The following is a 19,538-nucleotide window of genomic DNA, read 5'->3' as shown; positions in this document are numbered from 1 at the left end:
TCGTGCCAGCGCGCGTCGAGCGGACCGATCCCGACGGCGTCGACTACGGTCGGGTGATGCAGCTCACCTTCGTGGTCACCATCATCGCGGGAGCGCCGCTCGTCGCCGGTCTCTCGCTCGTCGTCGCGCTGCCGACCTGGACCGACCGCGTCCTCTTCGCCGTCCGGGTCGGCGCCGTCGTCTGGATCGTCACCGCACTGTCGATATTCGCGTACGAGCGCCGCCGAGAAGCGTAGACCTCGGTATCGCGCCGTGACGGTCAGGTATCGCTCAGACCCGGTCTTCGACCCACTGGAAGTCGACGCCGGCCGCTTCTGCCGCCTCTCTGTCCGACGCCGAGTCGCCGACGAACAGCGAGCGTTCGGGCACGGCGCCCAGCGACTCCACGGCGTAGAGCAGCGGTTCCGGGTCCGGCTTGACGAGTTCGTGGGAGTCGCGGCCGACGACGGCGTCGACGTGGCCGTCCAGCCCGTGTAGTTCCAGTGCGATCCGGCAGGCCGACTCGCAGTTGAGCGAACACACCCCCACCGGTACCGAGTGCGGGAGCGCGTCGGCCAGCGCCAGTCGGCGGGCGCTCCGCGCCCCGTCGCGCTCGAACTCCGCGATGGCCTCGTCGACGCGGTCGAGGAGGCCGTGTTCGGCCGCCAGTTCCCGCATCTCCCAGATGTCCGCCCCGTCGGGGTCGTGGCCGCGCGCGCTCAGAATCGCGGCACAGCGGTCGGCGACCGCTCCCCAGTCCACGTCGAGGCGGACGAGCGTGCCGTCCAGGTCGTAGACGATGGCGTTGTACTCCGTCACGCCCGTCGGTAGGCAACGAGCCAGCAAATGCGCTTCGACCCGACAACACCGCACCGGTCGGTCACTCGCCCAGCAGGTCCCGGGCGATGATGTTCTTCTGGATCTGGCTGGTCCCCTCGTAAATTGTCGTCACCTTCGCGTCGCGGTAGAACCGCTCGACCGGGAAGTCCGTCGTGTAGCCGTAGCCGCCGTGGATCTGGACGGCTTCGCTGGTCACGTCGACGGCCGCCTCGCTGGCGAAGTACTTCGCCACGCTCGCCGCCGTCCGGGCGTCCTCGCCCCGGTCCTGAGCCATCGCCGCCTGCCGGGTCAGCGCACGCGCCGCTCGCACGTCCGTCCACATGTCCGCGAGCTTGTGTCGGATCGACTGGAAGTCCGCGATCCGCCGGTCGAACTGCTCGCGCTCGCCCGCGTAGTCGACCGCCTCGTCCAGCGCCGCCTGCGCCAGCCCGACCGACTGGGCGGCGATGCCGATCCGCCCGCCGGTCAGGATGGAGAACGCAGCGGCGAGACCCCGACCCGGTTCGGTGAGGCGATACCGGGCGGGGATCTCCACCCCGTCGAAGATCAGGCTCGTGGTGTCGCTGGCCCGCAGGCCGAGTTTGTCCTCTTTCTTCCCGACTTCGAGCCCCTCCGCGTCCGTCGGCACGAGGAACTGCGTCACGGAACCCGGATCGTCGGCGTCGGTCTTGGCGAAGACGACGGCGACGCCCGCCCGCTCGCCGTTCGTGATCCACTGTTTCTTGCCGTCGATGACGTACCCGTCGCCGTCGTCGGTCTCCCGCGCTGTCGTCGACATCTCGGCCGGGTTCGACCCCGCGTCGGGTTCCGAGAGCGCGAACGCGCCGACCGGTCGGCCGCCGACCATCTCCGGGAGCCACTCCTCGCGGACTGATTCGTCGCCGAACTCGGCGATGCACGAGGTGGCGAGGCAGTGGACGGACAGCGCCGTGGCCACCGCGAGCGAACCGTGGGCGACCCCCTCGTTCACGACGGCGTAGGTCAGCCGGTCGGCGTCGAACCCGCCGTACGCCTCGGGCACGGTCAGTCCCGTCAGGTCGAGGTCGGCGAGGCCGTCCCACACGTCTTCCGGGAACGACCCCTCGCGGTCGGCCTCGGCGGCGACCGGTCGGATCTCCTCCGCGGCGAACTCGCGAACCGCGTCGCGGATCGCCTCCTGGGTGGCCGAAAGCTCCATGGCCGCCCCTTCGACCACCGCCGGCAAAAATTGCCCGCCCGTCGCCGCGGGGCGGACGGATCGATTCGAGAACGAACGAGCGCCAGGAAGGCCCGGTGAACGAAAGGAGTAACGGGGCGAGAACGAAGGGCGGGGTGACCTGGTCGAAAGACCGTCGAGTTCGAAGCTAGATGGAGAGACCGTGGGAGGGCCAGTCAGTTGGAGTCGACGAGCTTGACGTCCAGTTCGGCTTCGAGGGCGGCGATGAGCGACCCGCCGACGTTGGCTTGCGTCGCGCGACCCTGTTCGACGGCGAGCACGTCGGACTCGTCGGCGTCGACCGCGTCGGCGAGTTCGGCGGTCTGGAGGCCGGCGTCCTGGCGGGCCTCGACGAGGACGTCGCCGTAGTCGCTGACGAGGTAAGGGAGCTGGTCGTCGTCGTAGTCGGCGCCGTCTTCCCAGTGTTCGGCGTCGGGCGCGTTCGCGTCCTGCATGCGCGCGGTGTTCTGGGCGGCGCGGCGCTTCCGGTCCCCGTCGTCGTCGGAGCCCGAGGCCTTGGTGGGGGTCTCGTCGTGGTGGGCGCACTCGGAGCAGACGCTGAGTGTCGCCCCCGCGACGCTGGCCGTCTGGAGGTCGACGTTCTCGGCGCCGCAGAGCTCGCAACTGTCGCTGGCGCTGGAGCCTGCGCCACCGGTCGAATACTTAGCCATGCTGGGGGGTAGTGGACAGGACCTATTTGAATGACCCGTTTTCTCTCGTCGGAATGACCTGACAGACCACCGGAGTCGTCGGACGTAAACGAAAGGGCTTTTATCGGGGCCAAATCAACCAATAATCGCAGGCAGACAGACACCCGGTGCGTGGGTAGCCAAGCCAGGCCAACGGCGCAGCGTTGAGGGCGCTGTCCCGTAGGGGTCCGCCGGTTCAAATCCGGTCCCACGCACTACCAGTCCGCTCGCGCGGACGACAGTGCAGGTGCATTCCCTTGGGACTGCACCCACGCAAACTTCCTACCGAAGCCACCTGGTGAGCGACGCAGCCGGCTCTGCGGCCGGACAGTGTGTCTCCCCAGCGACGCGACCGTCTCCGCGAGCGGATTCACTCCCTTCTCGGCGGGCGCCAGTAGATCGTCGCCGTCGCTAACGGTGACCGACCCATGGAGTAACAGCTCGCCCCGGTCGTCGCGCTGTCCGAACCCTCGCGTCAGTTCGTCGGGAGTTCGTCGGTGTCGGCGATGTCCGGGGCGTCGCCGCCGACGACTCGTTCGAGCGTCTCCGTCTCGACGCCGAGCGCGTCGCGCTTCGCCGCGAGGCGCTCCTCGATACGCGCGTAGGCATCGCTCTCCGCGAGTTCCTCCTCGTCGGCGCGGACTTCGAGGGTCGCCTTCTTCGAGGCGAGCGCGAGGAACTGCCGGAGCGCGTCGTCGTAGTCCGCCCGCCGGTGCATCTCGTCCACCGCCGCCGTCAGCTCGTCGCGGCCGACGGGCTTGACCAGGTAGCCGTCGAACGGCAGGTCGACGACGTCGACGTCGGGTTCGACCGCGGTGACCACGACGACCCGGCAGTCGAGCGCGCGGTCGGCGATCCGGGCCAGCACATCGTCGCCGGAGACGCCTGGCATGCGTCGGTCGAGCACGACGACCTCGGTCGACGGGCCGAGGGACTCGAGCGCCTCCGACCCGCTGGTGACCGCCCGGACCTCGTAGTCGTCTGCGAGGAACTGGGCGTAGGTGTCCGCGATCACTCTGTTGTCGTCGACGACGAGCACGGTCGGAGCCCCGTCGGTCACGCCGGGACCCTCCGCGGAAACCGCCTCGTCCCGTTGGCTGGACCGATACCATTCATCGGTTCTCCTTTCTCGACCCGTCGCAAATACGTTGTTCTCCGATTCACAGAGATGATATCAAGGGTCGCCTGACGTTGAAGTCAAAGGGTGCCCCACATTTCCGTTCATGTCCGAAATAGCGGTCTATCGGGCATAATATTATCAAAATAGATAATATCGGCAGTGGTTTTATTACCCCCTCGCGGCTATCCGTAAGTGCGGCACCAGTTCGGTGCCACATCACCCACCCACCCCACACCCACCCACCTTTTGCGGGACCCGAACCGACCAGCGTCGGCTTCGGCGGTTCGACGGGGACTCGAAGCGGGTCGAAAGAAGTGAGTGTCGACCGCCTGTAGAGCGCCGCATGGCTTCGGCTTCGACTGTCGCACTCGCCTTGCTGACCGGCTTCTTGACCGGCGCGGTCTTCCGGTTCCTGAACGTCCCGATCCCCGCGCCGCCGAACGCGGCCGGCGTGCTCGGGATCGTGGGTATCTACCTCGGATACGTCGTCCTCGACCACTTCGACGTCGGGATCGACGTGCTCAGCTTCTTCTGATCGGAACGACGTCGAAAGCGGAAACGGCTGTCTCGCGAACGAGAAGTGGGGTCAGTCGTCGGCCGAGGAGTGGCCGACGGCCGGTCGCTGGACGTCGCGATCGGTCTGTTCGCCGTCGATGTCGTACGGGTACTCGCCCGTCACACAGCCCAGGCAGAGGTCCGAGTCGCTCTTGCCGAGCGACTCGGCGATGGCCTCGATGGAGAGGTACGACAGCGAGTCGGCCTGAATCTCCTCGCGGATCTCCTCGACCGAGCGGTCGGCCGCGATGAGCTCCTCGCGGCTCGCCATGTCGATGCCCATGTAACAGGGCGCGATGATCGGCGGCGCGCCGATGCGGACGTGGACCTCCTCGGCGCCCGCCTCGTAGAGCAGTTCGACGAGCTGCGAGGAGGTGGTCCCGCGGACGATGGAGTCGTCGATGACCGTGACGGTCTTGCCCTCCACCGTGCTCTTGATGGGGTTGAGCTTCAACCGGACCGCGCGCTCGCGCTCGTCCTGCGTCGGCATGATGAACGTCCGCCCGACGTAGCGGTTCTTCATCAGCCCCTCCGCGAACTCGACGCCGTCGGGCGCGGCGTCGGCGTAGCCCGACGCGAACGCCCGCCCGGAGTCGGGGACGGGCATCACGACGTCCGTCTCGATGCCCGACTCCTCCCAGAGGGCGCGACCCAGGTCGCGGCGCACCTCGTAGACGAGTTCGTCGTCGATGACCGAGTCCGGCCGCGCGAAGTAGACGTGTTCGAAGAAGCAGTGGGCCGTGTTGTCGGACTCGACGAGCTGGTAGGTGTCGAAGCCGGTCCCGTCGTCGTGGAGGACGACGAGTTCGCCCGGCCGCACGTCCCGGACGAGTTCGCCGTCGAGGGTGTCGATGGCCGCGCTCTCGGACGCGAGGACGTATCCGTCGTCGAGTTCGCCGATACAGAGCGGTCGGTTGCCCTGCGGGTCCCGCACGCCCAGGACCGTCTCGTCGTGGGTGATCGTCAGCGAGTACGAACCGTGGATGCGACTCATGGTCCGCTTGACCGCGCGGACCAGATCCTCTTCGAGCAGGTTTCGTGCGAGGTCGTGGGCGATGACCTCGGTGTCGCCGTCGGAGGTGAAGGCGTGGCCCAGTCCGGCGAGTTCCTCGCGGATCTCCTCGGTGTTGATCAGGTTGCCGTTGTGGGCCAGCCCGAGCGACCCGCTCTTGAACGAGACGGAGAACGGCTGGGCACAGCAGTTGTTGACGCTCCCGGACGTGGGGTAGCGGACGTGGCCGATGCCGTTCGAACCGTTGAGCGAGTCCAGGTCGTCCTCGTCGAAGACGTCGCCGACGAGGCCCATCTCGACGTGCTCGTACTGCTGGAAGCCGTCGTGGGTGACGATGCCGGCGGACTCCTGGCCGCGGTGCTGGAGGGCGTAAAGCGAGTAATAGAGGGGGCGGGCGACGTCACGGTCGGTAGTAGAGATGCCGACGACGCCGCACTTCTCGTGCATTTCGTTACTCGCCGGCTTTGTCCTGCCAGGCGTAGTCCCGTCGTTTGGCTGACTCGCCGAACCCGCAGGACGCACAGACTTTGTTCTTGACGTGATACGACTTCTCACCGCACCGACGACACTTGACGTGTGTCGTGGTGTTTTTCTTTCCCTGACTCGGGGTTCCTGCGCCAGTCATGGGTTGATCGAGACGACGTTATCGCCGCGTATAATCGTTGTGTCTTCGTCGTCCTCGATGACCAGGTTCATGTGCTGGTCGTAGCCTGAGAGGTCGCCGACGTACTCTTCGCCGCCCTTCAGGCGGACCGTGACCTCCTCGCCGAGCGACGCCTCGAGCACGTCCAGCGGTCGTCCGCTCATACCCGAACTGCCTGGCGTCGCGTGCATAAACGTACCGCTTGCCCAATCTACCCGCGACGCCCCGAATCGGGGCCCGGATCGCCGATAATCGGCGTCGCTCGGCGACGGCCGCGACCGCTACAGTCCGACGTCGAACGGCGCGAACGACTCCGCTCGCGCCCCCACCGCGCCCAGCAGGTCCGCCATCGCGTCGAGGTCGTCGGCCTCGATCACCTCGACGGGCGTGTGCATGTAGCGGTTCGGCAGTCCGAGGCTGAGCGTCGGCGTCCCGCCGCGGGCGACGTAGAAGGCGTCCGCGTCCGTCCCGGTCCGCGACCCCGTCGCCTGCAACTGGACGTCCACGTCCCGCTCGTCGGCCACGTCTCGGACGGCGGCGACCAGCGCCGGGTGGTTGGCGCTGCCGCGAGCGACCACCGGCCCCTCGCCGAGTTCGACCCCGGTCGACTTCTTGCCGGGCACCCCCGGCGAGTCCGTCGCGTGGGTCACGTCGCAGGCGATCACCGCGTCGGGGTTCAGGTCGAAGCCGACCATCCGGGCGCCCTGGAGGCCGACCTCCTCTTGCACCGTGCTGACCGCGTAGACGGTCGCCTCGGCACCCGCTTCGACGGCGCGGCGCAGTCCCTCGGCGGCCGCCCAGATACCGACCCGGTTGTCCATCCCCCGGGCGGTCAGCCGGCCGTCTTCGAGTTCGCGCACGCGCTGCTCGAACGTCACCGGGTCGCCGACCTCGACGAGGTCCGCGGCGTCGTCGCCGTCGGCGACGCCGATGTCGACGTGTTGCTCGGCGATCTCCGGCGCGTCGTCGTCGTCGCCGTCCCGCAGGTGGATCGCCATCTGCCCGATCACGCCCGGCACCGGTCCGTCGTCGGTGTGGACCGTCACGTGCTGTCCCTGCGCGACGGTCTTGTCCGAGCCGCCGACCCGGCCGATCCGTAGGAAGCCGTCGTCGGTGACCTCGCGGACGATGAAGCCGATCTCGTCGCCGTGCCCGGTGAACGCGATCGACGTGTCGCAGTCGTCGCTACCATCGTGGACAGCGACGGCGTTGCCGTACTCGTCGGTCCGGACCTCGTCCGCGAACTCGGCGACGTAGTCGACCCAGACCCGCTGGCCGGGCACCTCGTAGCCCGACGGGCTGGAGGTCGCGAGCAGATCGTCCAGAAACGCGCGGTGAGCGTCGTCCATGCGACCACCTACGACTGAACCGCCTTGAACGTGGCTACCGGCGGTCGACGGCGGAACTGCGGTCCGGCCGTCGACTCACCACGAGGTGATCTCGACGTCCCGTAGCGGGCGGTCCAGCGGGATGGAGACCTGCCCGCCGGTGTAGTGCGAGAGGTAGAAGCCGACGATGATCTCCAGCGAGCGCGTCGCCACGTCGCCGGGCGAGCGGTTCTCCGCCTCCCCCCCGTCGAGGACGTCCCGGATGTGGCGGGCGGCGTTCGGGAAGGCGCGCTCGTAGTCGTCCTCCCACGTCCAGGCGCCCTCGATCCCGTACTCGGCGAGGTCGACCTCGACGTGGTCGCCGTCGTCGAGGCGCCAGTAGCGCCACTCGCCGTCGTCGTTGTTCAGGTAGAGCTTCCCCCTCGCTGCCGACGAACTGCATCGTCATCGAGGAGTCCGCGCGCGGGATCGTGCAGTCGACGGTCGCGAACGAGCCGTCGTCCATGACGACGAACCCGCCGCCCCCCGCGTCGTCGACGCTCTCGCCCGCTTCCAGGCTGTCGACCGCCTCGTTCTCGCCGGTGATGTGGCCGGCTACCCGCTCGGCGCGCGCGTCGAGCAGTTGCACGAGCGTGTCGAGCAGGTGCGTCGAGTTGCGAAGTAGCTCCATCCGGAACTGCATCGAGACCGAGTGGACCTCGCCGAGGAGGTCCTCCTCGCGGACGAGTTCGGCCAGCCGTCGCTGTTTCTCGGTGAACCGGAACGAGTGGTTCACGACGAGTTCGGTGTCGGTCTCGTCGCAGACCTCCACCATCTCGTTGGCGTCGCTGACCGAGGAAGCGATCGGCTTCTCGCACCAGATCGCCGACGGGTCGGCCGCCGAGCGGGCCGCGTCGACCACGGGGTCGTGGTGGAGATACGACGGCGTGCAGACGGAGACGACGTCCAGGTCTTCCGCTTCGAGCATGGCCTCGTGGCCCACGTAGCGCCCCTCCTCGGGGACGTCCCACGCCTCGCCGAACCGGTCGAGTTTCTCCTCGTCGACGTCGGCGACGGCCGCGAGTTCGATGCCGTCGGTCGCGTCGTAGCCGCCGGCGTGACTGGCCGTGAACTTCTTCTCCCCGATGTCCTCCTCGTCGTGCATCCCCAGGATGCCCAGCCCTGCGATCCCACCGGCACCGATGATCCCTGCGCGGTAGTTCGACATGTCTCCGGCATGACGGGGAGGGGTCTTGGCCGTTTCGTGGTCGACTCGCTCGGGCACAGTAAGCCGTGCTGCCAGACGGGGCCGCGATGACGACAGTTGAGGTGTCCCATCGCCGAGACTCACGTCCGGATTTCGAGACACGAAGAAACTGTTTTGACCCTGTAACCACCTGTTTGACATATGGGAAGCTCGATCAATTCCTCGTATCCGTCCGGCTCTCCTGACGATCGATCGCCCGATGAGTCGGATGAAAAGCGACCGGAATCGGAACTGGGTGACTTACTCGCTGGGCGTTTGGCGGACGTTAACGTCGATTCAGTGGCCGCAGTCCGCGAGGAACGAGAACGGGAATGAACGTATTCGTCGATTCGAACGTCTTCGTCGCTAGCGTGACGGATGAACCGTCTCGGGGAGACGTTGCAACGGAACTGCTCAATCGAGACTTCGAATTCAGCACGTCGATCCTGAATCTAATGGAGATCCGGTCGGTGCTGACGAAGAAAAAGCGGACGGAACAGGAGGAGGTCGAAAACGTACTGGAGGACATCTACGAGAGGGTCGACATCTACGCACCGGAGATCAGCGATCAGATCACCGCGTACAGTATGCAGCGCGATTCCCTCCTCTACACGATGGATTGCGTACTCCTCGCACTCGTCGAAGATATCGACGCGACGTTCGTTACTTTCGACGGGGAGTTACTCGACAACGGGGCGGTTAGCCCCGGTGAGCTACTAGATCGAGCCTGATCTACCTCGTCTCCGGTGAAGTCGACGTCTATTCGAGGAGCGAAGGGGCCCGTTACTCGTAGGTATGGACGCTGCCGGTGGCGTTCGCCTCGATGAAGTCCCAGTCGTAGTCGACGCCGAGGCCGGGGCCGTCGGGGACCGGGACCGTCCCCTCGTCGTCGACGGTCTCCAGCTGGTCCTCGTAGTCGCCGGCGTAGACCGGCGGGGTGGTGTTGGGCGCGTCGGGGTGGACCAGCGCCATCTCGTAGTAGTTGCTGTTGCGGACGGCGGCGATGCAGTGGCGCTGGGCGGGGCCGGGCGCGTGAAACTCGACGTCGAGGCCGTGGCCCTCGGCGACGCGGGCGCGCTTGATGGCGCCGGTGATGCCGCCGTCGTACTCGGGGTCGGCGCGGACGAAGTCGGTCGACTCGGCGTCGATGAAGTCCGTGAACGGCTCCAGGCCGCGGACGTGCTCCGTCTGGAGGATCGGGGTGTCGAGCTGCTGGCGGAGCTTGCGGTGGGCGTGCTGGGAGATACCGCCGTCGCGGTAGGGGTCCTCGTACCAGAAGAATCCCTCTTCGTCGAGCGCGCGGCCGAGCTTCAGCGCGTCGGCCAGCGTCTCCAGTTCGCATGCCGGGTCGTGCATCAGGTCCATCTCGTCGCCGACGCGCTCGCCGACGGCGTGGACCGCGGCGACCTCCCGATCGAGGTCGCGGGAACCGTCGCTGCCGCCCCAGCCGTGGATCTTGAACGCGTCGTAGCCGATATCCCGGCACTCCTCGGCGAAGTCGGCGAAGTCCTCGGGCGTCTCCAGGCCGCCGTTCTCGTCGCCGTGGTAGGTCGACGCGTACGCGGGGATGCGCTCGCGGTAGGTGCCCAGAAGCTCGTGGATCGGCGCGTCGTAGTACTTGCCGGCGAAGTCCCACAGCGCGATGTCGATCGGGCCGATCCCCATCCGGTCGTACTTGCGCAGGGCGCGCTTGATCTCGGACCAGTGTTTCTCCCGCTCCAGGGGGTTCTTGCCGACGAGGTAGTCCGCGAACGTGTTGATCTGGGCGGCGCCGGGGGAGTTGCCGCCGACGTACTCGCCGGTGATCCCCTCGTCCGTGTGGACCTCGATCGCGAACAGCTTCCGCTCGACGCTGTTCCCTGGCTCGTAGACGAGGTTGAACCCGTGCTGGTCCGTGCCCATGTCCGGAATCTCGTACGCGAACTCCGTGCTCTCGATTTTCGTTATCTCCGGGGCCATACGCTGGGGTCGACTGGCGCCCTCAAGAATGGTTGGGATATCGCGTGTCGCGGCCGTCGGTCGAGTCCCGTGACCTGCCGTCTCCGCCGCTGTCGGCCGGCGCCGGCGCCGGCGAAACCCCTTTCCGGTCTGTCGTCCAACGGAAACTATGGTCGACATAACCCTTCTGGAGGTCCACCTCGACGGCGCGGAGTTCACCGCGAACGCGCCGGGAAGCGGCGTGCGATCGGGCGATACGGACGAACGCGACGAGAGCGGTCTCGGCGGTGGGTCCGGACCCGACGGCGGGTCGAATCCGCTGCCGACCCTGATCGCGTTCGTCGGCCTCGTCGCCGTCGTCGTGCTCGTCCGCCGGATTCTCCGCGGGTCGGGCGAACCAACGCTCGAAGACTGAAGCGGCCGAGACGGGCGTCGCAGGGCCGTCGTGTCCGCGAGGAGAAGGCATTTCCGGGCGCGTCACCTGATTCGACTATGGGACTGTACCAGAGCGTCCGGGCGGTCACGACGGCGTCGGGCGACGGGCCGGTCGACTGGAACTCAGTCGCCGACGCCGCGAAGGCCTCGACAGACCCGGGGTCGCTGGCGCTCACGCGGGCCGAGGAGGCCGGCTACGCCGACGACGTGCGCGACGCCCGGGACCGCGTCCGGGCGGTCGCCGCCGTGGACTTCGACCTCCCCGAGATGGTCGAGATCCAGAACCGCCACCACTGGATCGACGCGAACGTCGCGACCTTCGAGCGGGTCATGCGCCCGCTGGAGGAGCAGGTCACGATGTTCCCCGGCGCGAGCCGCGTCGTCAACACCGGAACGATGAGCGTCGCGCTCGCCTTCCTCGGCAACAACGTCCTCGGGCAGTACGACCCCCTCCTGCTGGCCGAGAGCGACGACCACGCGCTGTATTTCGTCCACCCGAACATCCGGAAGGTAGCGGACGCCCTGGAGGTCGACTTCCAGCGGTTCCGCCGGTGGATCGCCTTCCACGAGGTCGCCCACGCCGCTGAGTTCGGTGCGGCCCCGTGGCTCTCCGACCACCTCGAAACGACGATGGAAGGCGCCGTGGCGGCCCTCGGCGAGGGGACGCTCGACCGCGAGGCCCTCAAGGAACTCGACACGACGATGACCGCGGTCGAGGGGTACGCCGAACTCGTGATGGACCGCGCGTTCGACGACGAGTACGCGGACCTCCGCGAGAAGGTCGAGGCGCGCCGCCGCGGTCGCGGGCCGATGGCCCGGGTCATTCGCCGACTGCTCGGACTCGGGATGAAGCGCCGCCAGTACGAGCGCGGCAAGGCCTTCTTCGACGCCGTGGCCGACGACCGAGGCATCGCCGGCGCCTCGGTCGTCTGGGACGACCCCGCCAACCTCCCGACCGACGCCGAACTCGACGACCCCGCACTGTGGCTCGCTCGCGTCGGTGAGTAACGTCGGTAGAAACTCCTTCTCGGCACCCGGCTCGACCGATCAGCGCCGGCCGCGGCCGCGCGACCCCGACCCGCCACCGGTCCCGTCGCCGTTCGACCGGTTCCCGCCGTCACTCTCGTCCCCGTCGTCGCCGCCGTCGGCGAACGGGTTGTCCCTGTCTCGGCGCTTGCGCCGACGTCGTCGCTGCCGCGTCGCGGGCGCCGGTCCCGTCGGGACGACGAACCGCGCCAGCGGGTAGCCGACGACCAGTCCGAGGGCGACGGCCCCGACCGCCTGGAGCGGCGTGGGGTCCACCTGGAGGGCGACAAGCCCGGCGGAGAGGCCCACGAGCAGCGTCACGCCGATCGTGACGCGGCGGTTGAACGACGAGCGTTCGTCGTCCGAGATGGGGCCTACCATCGCCGCCACCCCGCCGGCAGTCCGCCGGGAGTCATCCGAGATCCCTCGCGGTGCTGACGTGCATGCCGACGAACTGCCAGCGCTCGTCGGCGGTCCCGTCCGCGCTCGTCGCCGTCTCGCTCGATTCGGCCGGTTCGTCCCCGATACGGCGTTCGAGCGTCCCGCTCCAGCGGGTGTCGAACTCGTAGCGGATCTGCCGGTCGGTGTCGGTCCACGCCATCGCGACGCTGTCGGCGAACCAGGCGTGGCGGTCGCGCTCGGTGACCCGCAGATCGCGGCTCTCGACGTGCCAGCCGGTCGTCGACTCGGTCTGCTCGCGCAGGCCGGCGGCGACCTCCTCGCCGCCGACGAGGCGTTCGGAGATGCCGACCTTGACCACGTCGTCGCCCGGGGCGAAGAAAGGGGCGAGCGGCTCGCCGGCGCGGAGCGCGTCGTAGTACGCCCGCACCCGGTCGGCCGCGCCCATCAGTGAAAGCCCCGGTCGACCGACTCGTCGATCAGGTCGTCGAGTTCGGCGTCGAGTAGCTCTTCGGCCTCTTCGAAGGTGTCCGCGAGCTCGTCGACCGACTCGGGGCGGCCGTACTGGTCGTACTCCATCGGGCCGTAGGCGGGCGAGTCGAGGGCGTCCATCACGTCCTCGAAGAGGGCGTCGGGCGTCGTCGGCGCGTCGGCGTGGGCCTGGACGACCTCTTCCAGCCGGGAGGCGGCGTCCTCGGCCTCGTCCTCGTCTTCCATCCCTTGCCGGACACCGAACATCCCGCCGTCGCCAGGTTCCTCCGGGAACAGCGGGTCGAGTTCGTCGTCGATCTTCCGCGCGACCTCCGCGCCGACCCCCTGTACCTCGTAGGGGTTCTTCGCGTAGGTCTTGACGTGGAACACCCCGACCGAGGGGTGCCCGAAGTACAGGTCCTCTCCGATGCCGTTCGCGCGGTCGCCGCCCGCCGCTCGCCAGCCGTTCGGGTCGGCGTCGCTCTCCACGACGTCTCCCAGGATGTCCTGCCAGTCGCGGACGCGCATGTCGGTCGCGCCTTGGACGCCACCGGGAATGAAGGCATCGGTCTCGGTCGCTCAATGCCCCGGACGCCGTGTTCTCGGGCGGTCCGTCTACCAGAGGGCAGACCCGAAGTCGTCGTCGGACCGCGTCGCTCGGCCGGTCCGCGAGCGGCACTGTCCCCGTGAGCGAACCGGAGGACCGGACGTTTGATTACCCGGGACACCTGACAGGTGTACAACAGCCCGGCGACCGGGCGGGTCCGGCGCCGGACGAGTGGGGAGCAAAACGGTGTCAGAGAGAGACGCGACGGGCGAAGCGGGTGGAGACGCGGGCGCGGGAGCCGCTGGTGTCGACCGCCGACAGGTCGCGCTCGTCGTCCTCTGTCTCCTCGGCCTCGTCGTCGCGGCCTTCGTCGCGCCGATTCTCCCCCAGTCCGGGGGCCTCGGCGACGCGGGCGGAGGCAGCGGGTCGAACGGCGGGAGCGGCGGTTCGAGCGGCCAAAGCGGAGACGGCGGTGGCTCTAGCGACGGGTCGGGCGGCGGATCCGGCGGCGCCGGCCAGACCGTCGGCGAAGGATCCGGGAGCGGCGACGGGAACGGTGCGGGCGGTGATGCGAACGGCGAAGGGAACGGTGCGAACGGCGACGGCGAGGGCGACTCCGGGGGAGAGGGCGACGTGATCCGCGACGAGGGCGACCCCATTCCGATCCCCGGCGGCGACGAGCCGCCGACCGAACGCGGCTGCGGGGTCGTCGTCGAGAACGAACCGATCCCCGGCGGGACCGTCGAAGTGAGCGTCTACGACGACCTGAAACCCGCCGCGGCCGTGCCGGTCTGGTTCGGCGACAGGTTCGTCGGTCGGACCGACGAGACCGGCAGCGTGAGCGGCCGAGCGCCCTACACCCGGGAGATGAACGTGACCGTGGAGATGCCCGGCGCCGACTGCGAGTTCTACCGTCGACAGTACGAGGACGAGGCACAGTCGGACGTCGACCCCTCGGGACGGGCGAGTCCGCTCCGATCGGGGTTCGATCCACTGGACGCGAGTCCGCTCGCGCTCGGCGGGGGCGCCGCCGGTGGCGAGAGCGTCGCGGCGCAGTCGACGCAGGCGACTGACGGGGCGAACGACAGCTCGCCGTACGCCGTCCACGGGTCGGTCAACGTCACCGTCGGCGGCGAACCCTACCCCGGCGAGACGGTGCTCGTTCTCGCGACGGTCGAACACGTGCCCATGCGGCGAGCGAGCGTCAGCGTCGACGGCGAGCGCGTCGGGCGAACGACAGCGAACGGCACCTACGAACTCACGGTCCCCCGTGACCAAGAGCGGGTCACCGTGACAGTCGAGCGCGGCGACTTCGCGGGGTCGACGACCGTCGACGTGTGGCTCCTCGACGCGAGAGTGGTGCCCCAGGAGGGGTTGCCCTTCCCGGGCGAACCGGCGCTGGTCAACGCGACCGTGGGCGGACCGCCGGTGACCGACGCCCGCGTCTCGCTCGACGGGTCCCGGCTCGGCCGGACGGACGAGCACGGGAGTCTCGGGCTCGCGCTCCCGGCCGACCCCCGACAAAGCGTCACGGTCCGGACCGAACGACAGCGCGCGTCGACATCGCTGTGGAGCGCGTACCTGGCGACGATCACGCCGAGCGCGTTTCTCCTCCTCGTCGGCATCGTCGGCGTGCCCGTCACCGCCCGCACTCGCGGCCGTGGTGCGGCCCGTCGTGCGGCCCTCGTGTGGACCGCCGTCGCGACGATGTTCGTCGGTCTCGTGGTCGGCGAGGCCTTCGGACTGCTCGTCTCGACCGGGGTCGTGTTGCTCGGTGCGGCCCTGTCGAACCGCCAGCGGGTCCAGTCGGGGGGTAGCTCGCTGGCCGAGTCCCTGCGCGCGCTCGTCGCGTTCGTCAGACGGAGCGCCCTCGCGGTGGCGGACTGGATCGCGGTCGCGCTGGACAGGGTGCGGGCGGCGCTCGGCCGCCTCGCCGCACGCGTGGCAGCGCTTCCGCTGTCCGTCCGCGGGCTCGCCGCGCGGCTCTGGGGCTGGATCCGGCGGCTTCCCGGGCGCGTCCGGTCGTTCGCCGCGGCCAGGCTCACCGTCCGCCGCGCCGTCGCGGCGGTCGTCGCCGTCGCGGTCGTCGCCGGACTCACCTGGCGGTTCGGGGCGCTCGGGCTCCTCGGGTCGCTCGTCGCGCTGTTCGTCGTCTTCCTCGCGTACCGGCGGTGGGCGCGCGAGGAGTCGGACGGAGAGGCGAGCGGCGACGGCGACGCCGGACCGACCTTCGGGCGGGGGAGCCGTCCGGCGAGCGGGGACGACAGCCGCGCGCGCCGGTCGCTCCGCGCGATCTGGCGGCAGTTCGCGCGGTGGGTGCGTCCCAACTCGTGGCGCCAGTCGACGCCGGGGGAGGTGTCGCGGGCGGCCGTCGAGCGGGGCTTCCCCGAACGGCCCGTGCGCGTCCTCACCGAGGCGTTCCGCGAGGCTGAGTACGGCGACCGCCCGTCGACCGACCGGAGCGAGCGGGCCCGCGAGGCCTTCGAATCGATCGAGCGCGAACGGGAGGGCGAGGACTCGTGAAGCGCGTCCTCGTCGCGCTGGCGGTCCTGATCGGGACGCTCGGCATCGCCGCCGCGCTCGCGCTGGCAGTCGTACTGACGCCCGTGACCGCCACGGAGGCGGGCGCGGGAGCGGCGCTGGTCGCGCTGGCGGGAGGGGTCATCGCCGTCGCGAAGCTCTACCGCTCGGCCGACGACGAGACGGTCGCGCCGGCGCCGTGGACCGACGACGCCGCGCTCGTCGCCGGGATGCCCGAGGAGACGGCTGACCCGGCGGACGTGACCGGCGAGGCGTTCGCGAAGGTCGTCGACGAGGCCTGCGAGCGGGCCGCGGCGGGCGAGACCGTCGAAGACGGGTTCGAGGTGGTTCGCCCGCGGCTCCGCGAGGCGCTGACGCGCGTGCTCGTCGCGGGCGGCACCGACCGCGAGGGGGTGGAGGACCTCCTCGCGTCGGGGGCGTGGACCGACGACCCGGTCGCGGCGGCGGTCCTCGACGAGCGCGTCGAACCGCCGCGACGGTCGCTCCGCGGGCGGATCCGGGCCTGGCTGTTCCCCGAGCGGATCGTCCGCCGGCAGGCCGCCCGGGCGGTCGCGGCGATCGCCGACGCTGCCGACGAGGAACTCCCGCCAGTGGTCGGCCAGCGAGCGCCGCGCACGGTACCGACGCTCGCGCCCGCCCTCGGCAGCCTCCAGCGCTCCGTCGACGGGACGCTCCAGCGCGCCAGCGCGTCGCCGTCGGTCGATTCGGCGGCCGACGCGAGCGGCGAGGCGACAGGCGGTGACGCGATCGATACCGACGCGGACGGTGACGCGACTGACGGCGACGCGCCGCCGGACACGGACGACGGCGACGCCGAGGTGGCCGAACTCGTGGGGGAGGTGTGGGACGATGCGTAGGCGTCGCGTCCGCTGGCGGGGGGCCGTGGCGGCGACGCTCGTCCTCGCGGTCGCGGGCCTGTGGAACCGGAGCGCCGCGCTCGTGCTGGCCGCCGCGATCCCGCTCGTCTACGTGGCCTACGGCACGCTCTCGACCGTCGACTCGCCCGAGGAGGTCGCGGTCGAGCGGACGGTCGACCCGACGCCGGCGCCGCCCGGTCGCCCCGTCACGGTCACGGTGACCGCGACCAACGAGGGCGACCGGACGCTGTCGGACCTGCGGATCGTCGACCGCGTTCCGGACGACCTGCAGGTCGTCGACGGGTCGCCCCGCGCGGGGACGACGCTCGAACCCGGCGAGTCCTGCACGGTCGAGTACACGGTCGTCGCCCGCCGCGGCGAGTACGACTTCGAGCGACCGCGGGCGCGGCTTCGCTCCGGCGGCGCGGGGATGGTCGCGACGACCGCGCTCCCCACCGCGGGCGACGACCGGCTGGTCTGCCGGCTGGACGCCGACGCGCCGCCGCTGGCCGACAGGGGCGACGACTTCGTCGGGCGGCTCACGAGCGACCAGCCCGGCCGCGGCGTCCAGTTCCACTCGACGCGGGAGTACCGCCACGGCGACGCCGCCGACCGCATCGACTGGCGCCAGTACGCCCGCCGCGGCGAACTCGCGACCGTCAACTACGAGCGGTGGGTCTCCACGTCGGTCGTGGTGGTCCTCGACGCCCGCGACGTCTGTCGGGTCGCCGCGGGGCCGGGTCGACCGACCGCCGTCGAGCGCTCGGCGTACGCCGCCGTCCGGGCGGTCACCGCGCTCATGCGGGTCGGCCACGACGTGGGCCTGGCGGTCGTCGGTCGCGACACGTCGGGCCCGGGCGGGCTGGACTGGGTGTCGCCGGGGGCCGGGTCGGACCACCGCTCGCGGCTGCTGACCGGCATCGAGCGGGCGGTCGAGGTGGACGTCCCGAGCGACGTGGACCCGAGCTACCAGTTCCGGAAGGTGGCCGAGCTGGCGGGCCCGCGGTCGCAGCTCGCGCTCGTCTCGCCGCTGCTCGACGAGGAGCCGGCGCAGGCGGTCTCGTCGTGGGGCGCGCTCGGCCGCTCTCGGATCGTCCTCTCGCCGGACGTGGTGTCTTCGACCACCGTCGGCGGCCAGCTCGACGCCGTCCGGCGGCGGACCCGCCTCGCGCAGTGTCAGTCCAGCGGGGCGCGGACCATCGACTGGCGCCGGGGGACGCCGCTGGCGCTCGTCCTGGAGTACGCCCTGGCCGTCGAGGCGCGCCAGCCGGCCGGAACGGCCGCGGGGGGTGGGGCCTGATGCCGTTCGGCCCTCGCCTGGACAGGCCGTCCGCCGTCGGCGACGAGGGGCGGCCCCGCGAGACCAGCCTCGGCGTCGTCGCCGCGACTGTCGTCGCGCTCGCGCTGGCGACGGGCTTCGCCGTCGGGCAGCCAACCTTCCTCACCGGCTTCGCCCTCGTCTCGGGCCTGGCCGCGGCGGGCGTCGCCCTGCTCGACAGGGACACCCTCGGCGAGAAGATCGTCGGGCACCTCTGCTTCCTCCCAGGAGCGATACTGCTCGGCGTGCTCGTGGCCCTCTATCCGGGCGGGTACAACCTGCTTATCGGCGGGTTCGCGCTCGCGCTGCTCGGGACGGCGAGTTGCTGGGCGGACGTCGCCCGGGACGATCCGCTGGAGTCCGCGCTCTCGCAGGGGATCCTCTCGTACGTCTTCGGCCTCTGCTGGCTGTTCGGCAGCGGGATCGTCCTCGCGGGCCTCTTCCTCTGCTGGCAGCTCGCCACCGGGACGACCGCGGCGTCGAACCCGACGGCCGCCGCCATCGGGCTCCTGGCGGTCGTCGGCCTCGTCGCGGCCGCCGTCAGGGTCTCGCTCCGCTCGCTCCCGGTCGTCCAGTTGGCCCCGCGCGACCAGCGCGAGGCCGTCCGGGCGAACCTCGGGCGGACCAAGCGCGCGTTCACGCTGACAGCGCTGGGCGGGGTCGGGACCGCCCTCGTCTCGCTGGTCTTCCTCGCGACGTCCTCGCCGGCGCTGGGGCTCGTCCCCGGCGCGGCACCGGTCGTCGGGGCGCTCGCCTCGGTGTACGTCCTGGGGCCGCTGCTCGCCGTCGGCGCGCTTGCGCTTCTGGCCGCGGGCGTCGCCGTCGGCGCCAGACAGCTCACTCGGCAGTTCGACGAGCGCAAGACACGGACCGTCGCCGGCGCCATCGCCGGGGCCGGATACGTCGTCGTCCTCGTGTTCGGCGTCGTCCCGCAGACGGCCGCGCTCATCTTCCTGAGCCCGATTCTGTTCCTGGTCGCCGTGCTGCTGGCGCCGATGGCCGTGTTCGTCGCCGTCGGCCTGGCGCTGATCGCCGTCCGCCTGAACGTGTTCCCCGACCGGGCCGGCGGACCGGCGCTGGCCGCCGCGGGCCTGGTGATCGCCGCCGTCGGCGCGGACAGCGTCGGGCTCCCCGCGCCGCTCGTGTTCGCCTGCGTCGCCGGCGCGCTGGTCGCGTGGGACGCGGGGTCGTTCGGCCTCGGCCTGACGGCGGAACTCGGTCACCGGCCCGACACGAGGCGACTGGAGCTCTACCACGCCGTCTTCGCGGTCGGGATCGGTGCGGTCGCCGTGCTCGGGGCGACCGGACTATACGCGCTCCGGACGAGCGCGCTGGGACCGGCCGGTAACGCCGCGGCGATGACCGCCGCCGTCGTCGGCACGCTCGTCCTGGCCGCGCTGCTGCGCGGATAGCTCGCGGC

21 protein-coding genes, 1 tRNA gene and 1 pseudogene are annotated in these 19,538 nt (G+C 70.3%); 10 read left to right on the top strand and 13 right to left on the bottom strand.

Annotation, left to right across the window (positions count from 1 at the left end; all coding sequences use genetic code 11):
* Positions 1 to 2 precede the first annotated feature (2 nt).
* Entirely contained in the window at positions 3 to 236 is a 234-nt protein-coding gene (locus PSC72_RS19265; RefSeq protein WP_274323046.1) for a DUF5822 domain-containing protein, read from the top strand.
* Between the two features lie 34 nt (positions 237 to 270).
* Here the strand turns inward: PSC72_RS19265 and PSC72_RS19260 are convergent, their stop codons facing one another.
* The 3 genes from PSC72_RS19260 to PSC72_RS19250 all read right to left on the bottom strand — a co-directional run bounded on the left by PSC72_RS19260 (position 271) and on the right by PSC72_RS19250 (position 2,685).
* Positions 271 to 798: an HAD family hydrolase gene (locus PSC72_RS19260; protein WP_274323045.1), complete on the bottom strand. Its 528-nt coding sequence runs from the start codon at positions 796 to 798 to the stop codon at positions 271 to 273.
* A gap of 61 nt (positions 799 to 859) precedes the next feature.
* Positions 860 to 1,996 (bottom strand): acyl-CoA dehydrogenase family protein, encoded by a 1,137-nt coding sequence (locus tag PSC72_RS19255; RefSeq protein ID WP_274323044.1) that lies wholly within the window; start codon positions 1,994 to 1,996, stop codon positions 860 to 862.
* A 194-nt stretch (positions 1,997 to 2,190) separates the two neighbouring features.
* A complete protein-coding gene (locus PSC72_RS19250) occupies positions 2,191 to 2,685 on the bottom strand; it encodes a helix-turn-helix domain-containing protein (protein ID WP_274323043.1) in 495 nt (164 codons plus the stop codon).
* Positions 2,686 to 2,833: 148 nt separating this feature from the next.
* Here PSC72_RS19250 and PSC72_RS19245 point away from each other — a divergent pair.
* Positions 2,834 to 2,918: transfer RNA gene (locus PSC72_RS19245), tRNA-Leu, on the top strand.
* 260 nt (positions 2,919 to 3,178) lie between these two features.
* Here the strand turns inward: PSC72_RS19245 and PSC72_RS19240 are convergent.
* Positions 3,179 to 3,763 (bottom strand): response regulator transcription factor, encoded by a 585-nt coding sequence (locus PSC72_RS19240; protein WP_274323042.1) that lies wholly within the window; start codon positions 3,761 to 3,763, stop codon positions 3,179 to 3,181.
* Positions 3,764 to 4,166: 403 nt separating this feature from the next.
* Here PSC72_RS19240 and PSC72_RS19235 point away from each other — a divergent pair, with 403 nt between their 5' ends.
* Positions 4,167 to 4,358 carry a XapX domain-containing protein gene (locus PSC72_RS19235; protein WP_274323041.1) on the top strand — a complete coding sequence of 64 codons (192 nt, stop codon included), beginning with the start codon at positions 4,167 to 4,169 and terminating at the stop codon, positions 4,356 to 4,358.
* Between the two features lie 51 nt (positions 4,359 to 4,409).
* Here the strand turns inward: PSC72_RS19235 and purF are convergent, their stop codons facing one another.
* From purF to PSC72_RS19210, 5 genes and pseudogenes are all read right to left on the bottom strand, one after another.
* Positions 4,410 to 5,837 (bottom strand): amidophosphoribosyltransferase, encoded by a 1,428-nt coding sequence (gene purF, locus PSC72_RS19230; RefSeq protein ID WP_274323040.1) that lies wholly within the window; start codon positions 5,835 to 5,837, stop codon positions 4,410 to 4,412.
* Between the two features lie 4 nt (positions 5,838 to 5,841).
* Positions 5,842 to 6,015, bottom strand: coding sequence for a 50S ribosomal protein L37e (locus PSC72_RS19225; protein ID WP_135363063.1), 174 nt, complete (start codon positions 6,013 to 6,015; stop codon positions 5,842 to 5,844).
* A complete protein-coding gene (locus tag PSC72_RS19220; RefSeq protein WP_274323039.1) occupies positions 6,012 to 6,197 on the bottom strand; it encodes an LSM domain-containing protein in 186 nt (61 codons plus the stop codon). Before PSC72_RS19220 ends, PSC72_RS19225 begins: the two co-directional genes overlap by 4 nt.
* Positions 6,198 to 6,314: 117 nt before the next feature.
* Positions 6,315 to 7,382, bottom strand: coding sequence for a M20/M25/M40 family metallo-hydrolase (locus PSC72_RS19215; RefSeq protein ID WP_274323038.1), 1,068 nt, complete (start codon positions 7,380 to 7,382; stop codon positions 6,315 to 6,317).
* A 75-nt stretch (positions 7,383 to 7,457) separates the two neighbouring features.
* A pseudogene (locus PSC72_RS19210) lies at positions 7,458 to 8,568 on the bottom strand (Gfo/Idh/MocA family protein).
* Positions 8,569 to 8,918: 350 nt separating this feature from the next.
* On the opposite strand from PSC72_RS19210, the gene PSC72_RS19205 reads away from it, so the two are divergent.
* Positions 8,919 to 9,317, top strand: a complete 399-nt coding sequence (locus tag PSC72_RS19205; RefSeq protein ID WP_274323037.1) for a type II toxin-antitoxin system VapC family toxin — start codon at positions 8,919 to 8,921, stop codon at positions 9,315 to 9,317.
* Positions 9,318 to 9,369: 52 nt separating this feature from the next.
* Here the strand turns inward: PSC72_RS19205 and PSC72_RS19200 are convergent, their stop codons facing one another.
* Positions 9,370 to 10,545 (bottom strand): enolase C-terminal domain-like protein, encoded by a 1,176-nt coding sequence (locus PSC72_RS19200; protein ID WP_274323036.1) that lies wholly within the window; start codon positions 10,543 to 10,545, stop codon positions 9,370 to 9,372.
* Positions 10,546 to 10,693: 148 nt separating this feature from the next.
* On the opposite strand from PSC72_RS19200, the gene PSC72_RS19195 reads away from it, so the two are divergent.
* Positions 10,694 to 10,939, top strand: a complete 246-nt coding sequence (locus PSC72_RS19195; RefSeq protein ID WP_274323035.1) for a hypothetical protein — start codon at positions 10,694 to 10,696, stop codon at positions 10,937 to 10,939.
* 77 nt (positions 10,940 to 11,016) lie between these two features.
* A complete protein-coding gene (locus tag PSC72_RS19190) occupies positions 11,017 to 11,967 on the top strand; it encodes a zinc-dependent metalloprotease (RefSeq protein ID WP_274323034.1) in 951 nt (316 codons plus the stop codon).
* A 39-nt stretch (positions 11,968 to 12,006) separates the two neighbouring features.
* Here PSC72_RS19190 and PSC72_RS19185 read toward each other — a convergent pair whose 3' ends face one another.
* From PSC72_RS19185 to PSC72_RS19175, 3 genes are read right to left on the bottom strand one after another with little or no spacing between them, the layout of a single operon-like run.
* Entirely contained in the window at positions 12,007 to 12,366 is a 360-nt protein-coding gene (locus tag PSC72_RS19185; RefSeq protein ID WP_274323033.1) for a hypothetical protein, read from the bottom strand.
* Positions 12,367 to 12,397: 31 nt separating this feature from the next.
* Positions 12,398 to 12,832 carry a nuclear transport factor 2 family protein gene (locus PSC72_RS19180; protein ID WP_274323032.1) on the bottom strand — a complete coding sequence of 145 codons (435 nt, stop codon included), beginning with the start codon at positions 12,830 to 12,832 and terminating at the stop codon, positions 12,398 to 12,400.
* Positions 12,832 to 13,383: a hypothetical protein gene (locus tag PSC72_RS19175; RefSeq protein WP_274323031.1), complete on the bottom strand. Its 552-nt coding sequence runs from the start codon at positions 13,381 to 13,383 to the stop codon at positions 12,832 to 12,834. Before PSC72_RS19175 ends, PSC72_RS19180 begins: the two co-directional genes overlap by 1 nt.
* A gap of 265 nt (positions 13,384 to 13,648) precedes the next feature.
* On the opposite strand from PSC72_RS19175, the gene PSC72_RS19170 reads away from it, so the two are divergent.
* The 4 genes from PSC72_RS19170 to PSC72_RS19155 are packed head-to-tail and all read left to right on the top strand — an operon-like array spanning position 13,649 to position 19,530.
* Positions 13,649 to 15,925 carry a DUF4129 domain-containing protein gene (locus PSC72_RS19170; RefSeq protein WP_274323030.1) on the top strand — a complete coding sequence of 759 codons (2,277 nt, stop codon included), beginning with the start codon at positions 13,649 to 13,651 and terminating at the stop codon, positions 15,923 to 15,925.
* Positions 15,922 to 16,800, top strand: a complete 879-nt coding sequence (locus PSC72_RS19165; RefSeq protein WP_274323029.1) for a DUF7269 family protein — start codon at positions 15,922 to 15,924, stop codon at positions 16,798 to 16,800. The genes PSC72_RS19170 and PSC72_RS19165 overlap by 4 nt, the downstream gene beginning before the upstream one ends.
* Positions 16,793 to 18,100, top strand: a complete 1,308-nt coding sequence (locus PSC72_RS19160; RefSeq protein WP_274323028.1) for a DUF7507 domain-containing protein — start codon at positions 16,793 to 16,795, stop codon at positions 18,098 to 18,100. The genes PSC72_RS19165 and PSC72_RS19160 overlap by 8 nt, the downstream gene beginning before the upstream one ends.
* Positions 18,100 to 19,530 carry a DUF7519 family protein gene (locus PSC72_RS19155; protein ID WP_274323027.1) on the top strand — a complete coding sequence of 477 codons (1,431 nt, stop codon included), beginning with the start codon at positions 18,100 to 18,102 and terminating at the stop codon, positions 19,528 to 19,530. The genes PSC72_RS19160 and PSC72_RS19155 overlap by 1 nt, the downstream gene beginning before the upstream one ends.
* The last annotated feature ends 8 nt before the right edge of the window (positions 19,531 to 19,538 follow it).

It is taken from the genome of Halosimplex aquaticum (genome assembly GCF_028747785.1).
GTDB classification, from domain to species: Archaea; Halobacteriota; Halobacteria; order Halobacteriales; family Haloarculaceae; genus Halosimplex; species Halosimplex aquaticum.
Note: the sequence above shows the minus strand (reverse complement) of the source record. Positions and strands in the feature narration are given on the sequence as shown.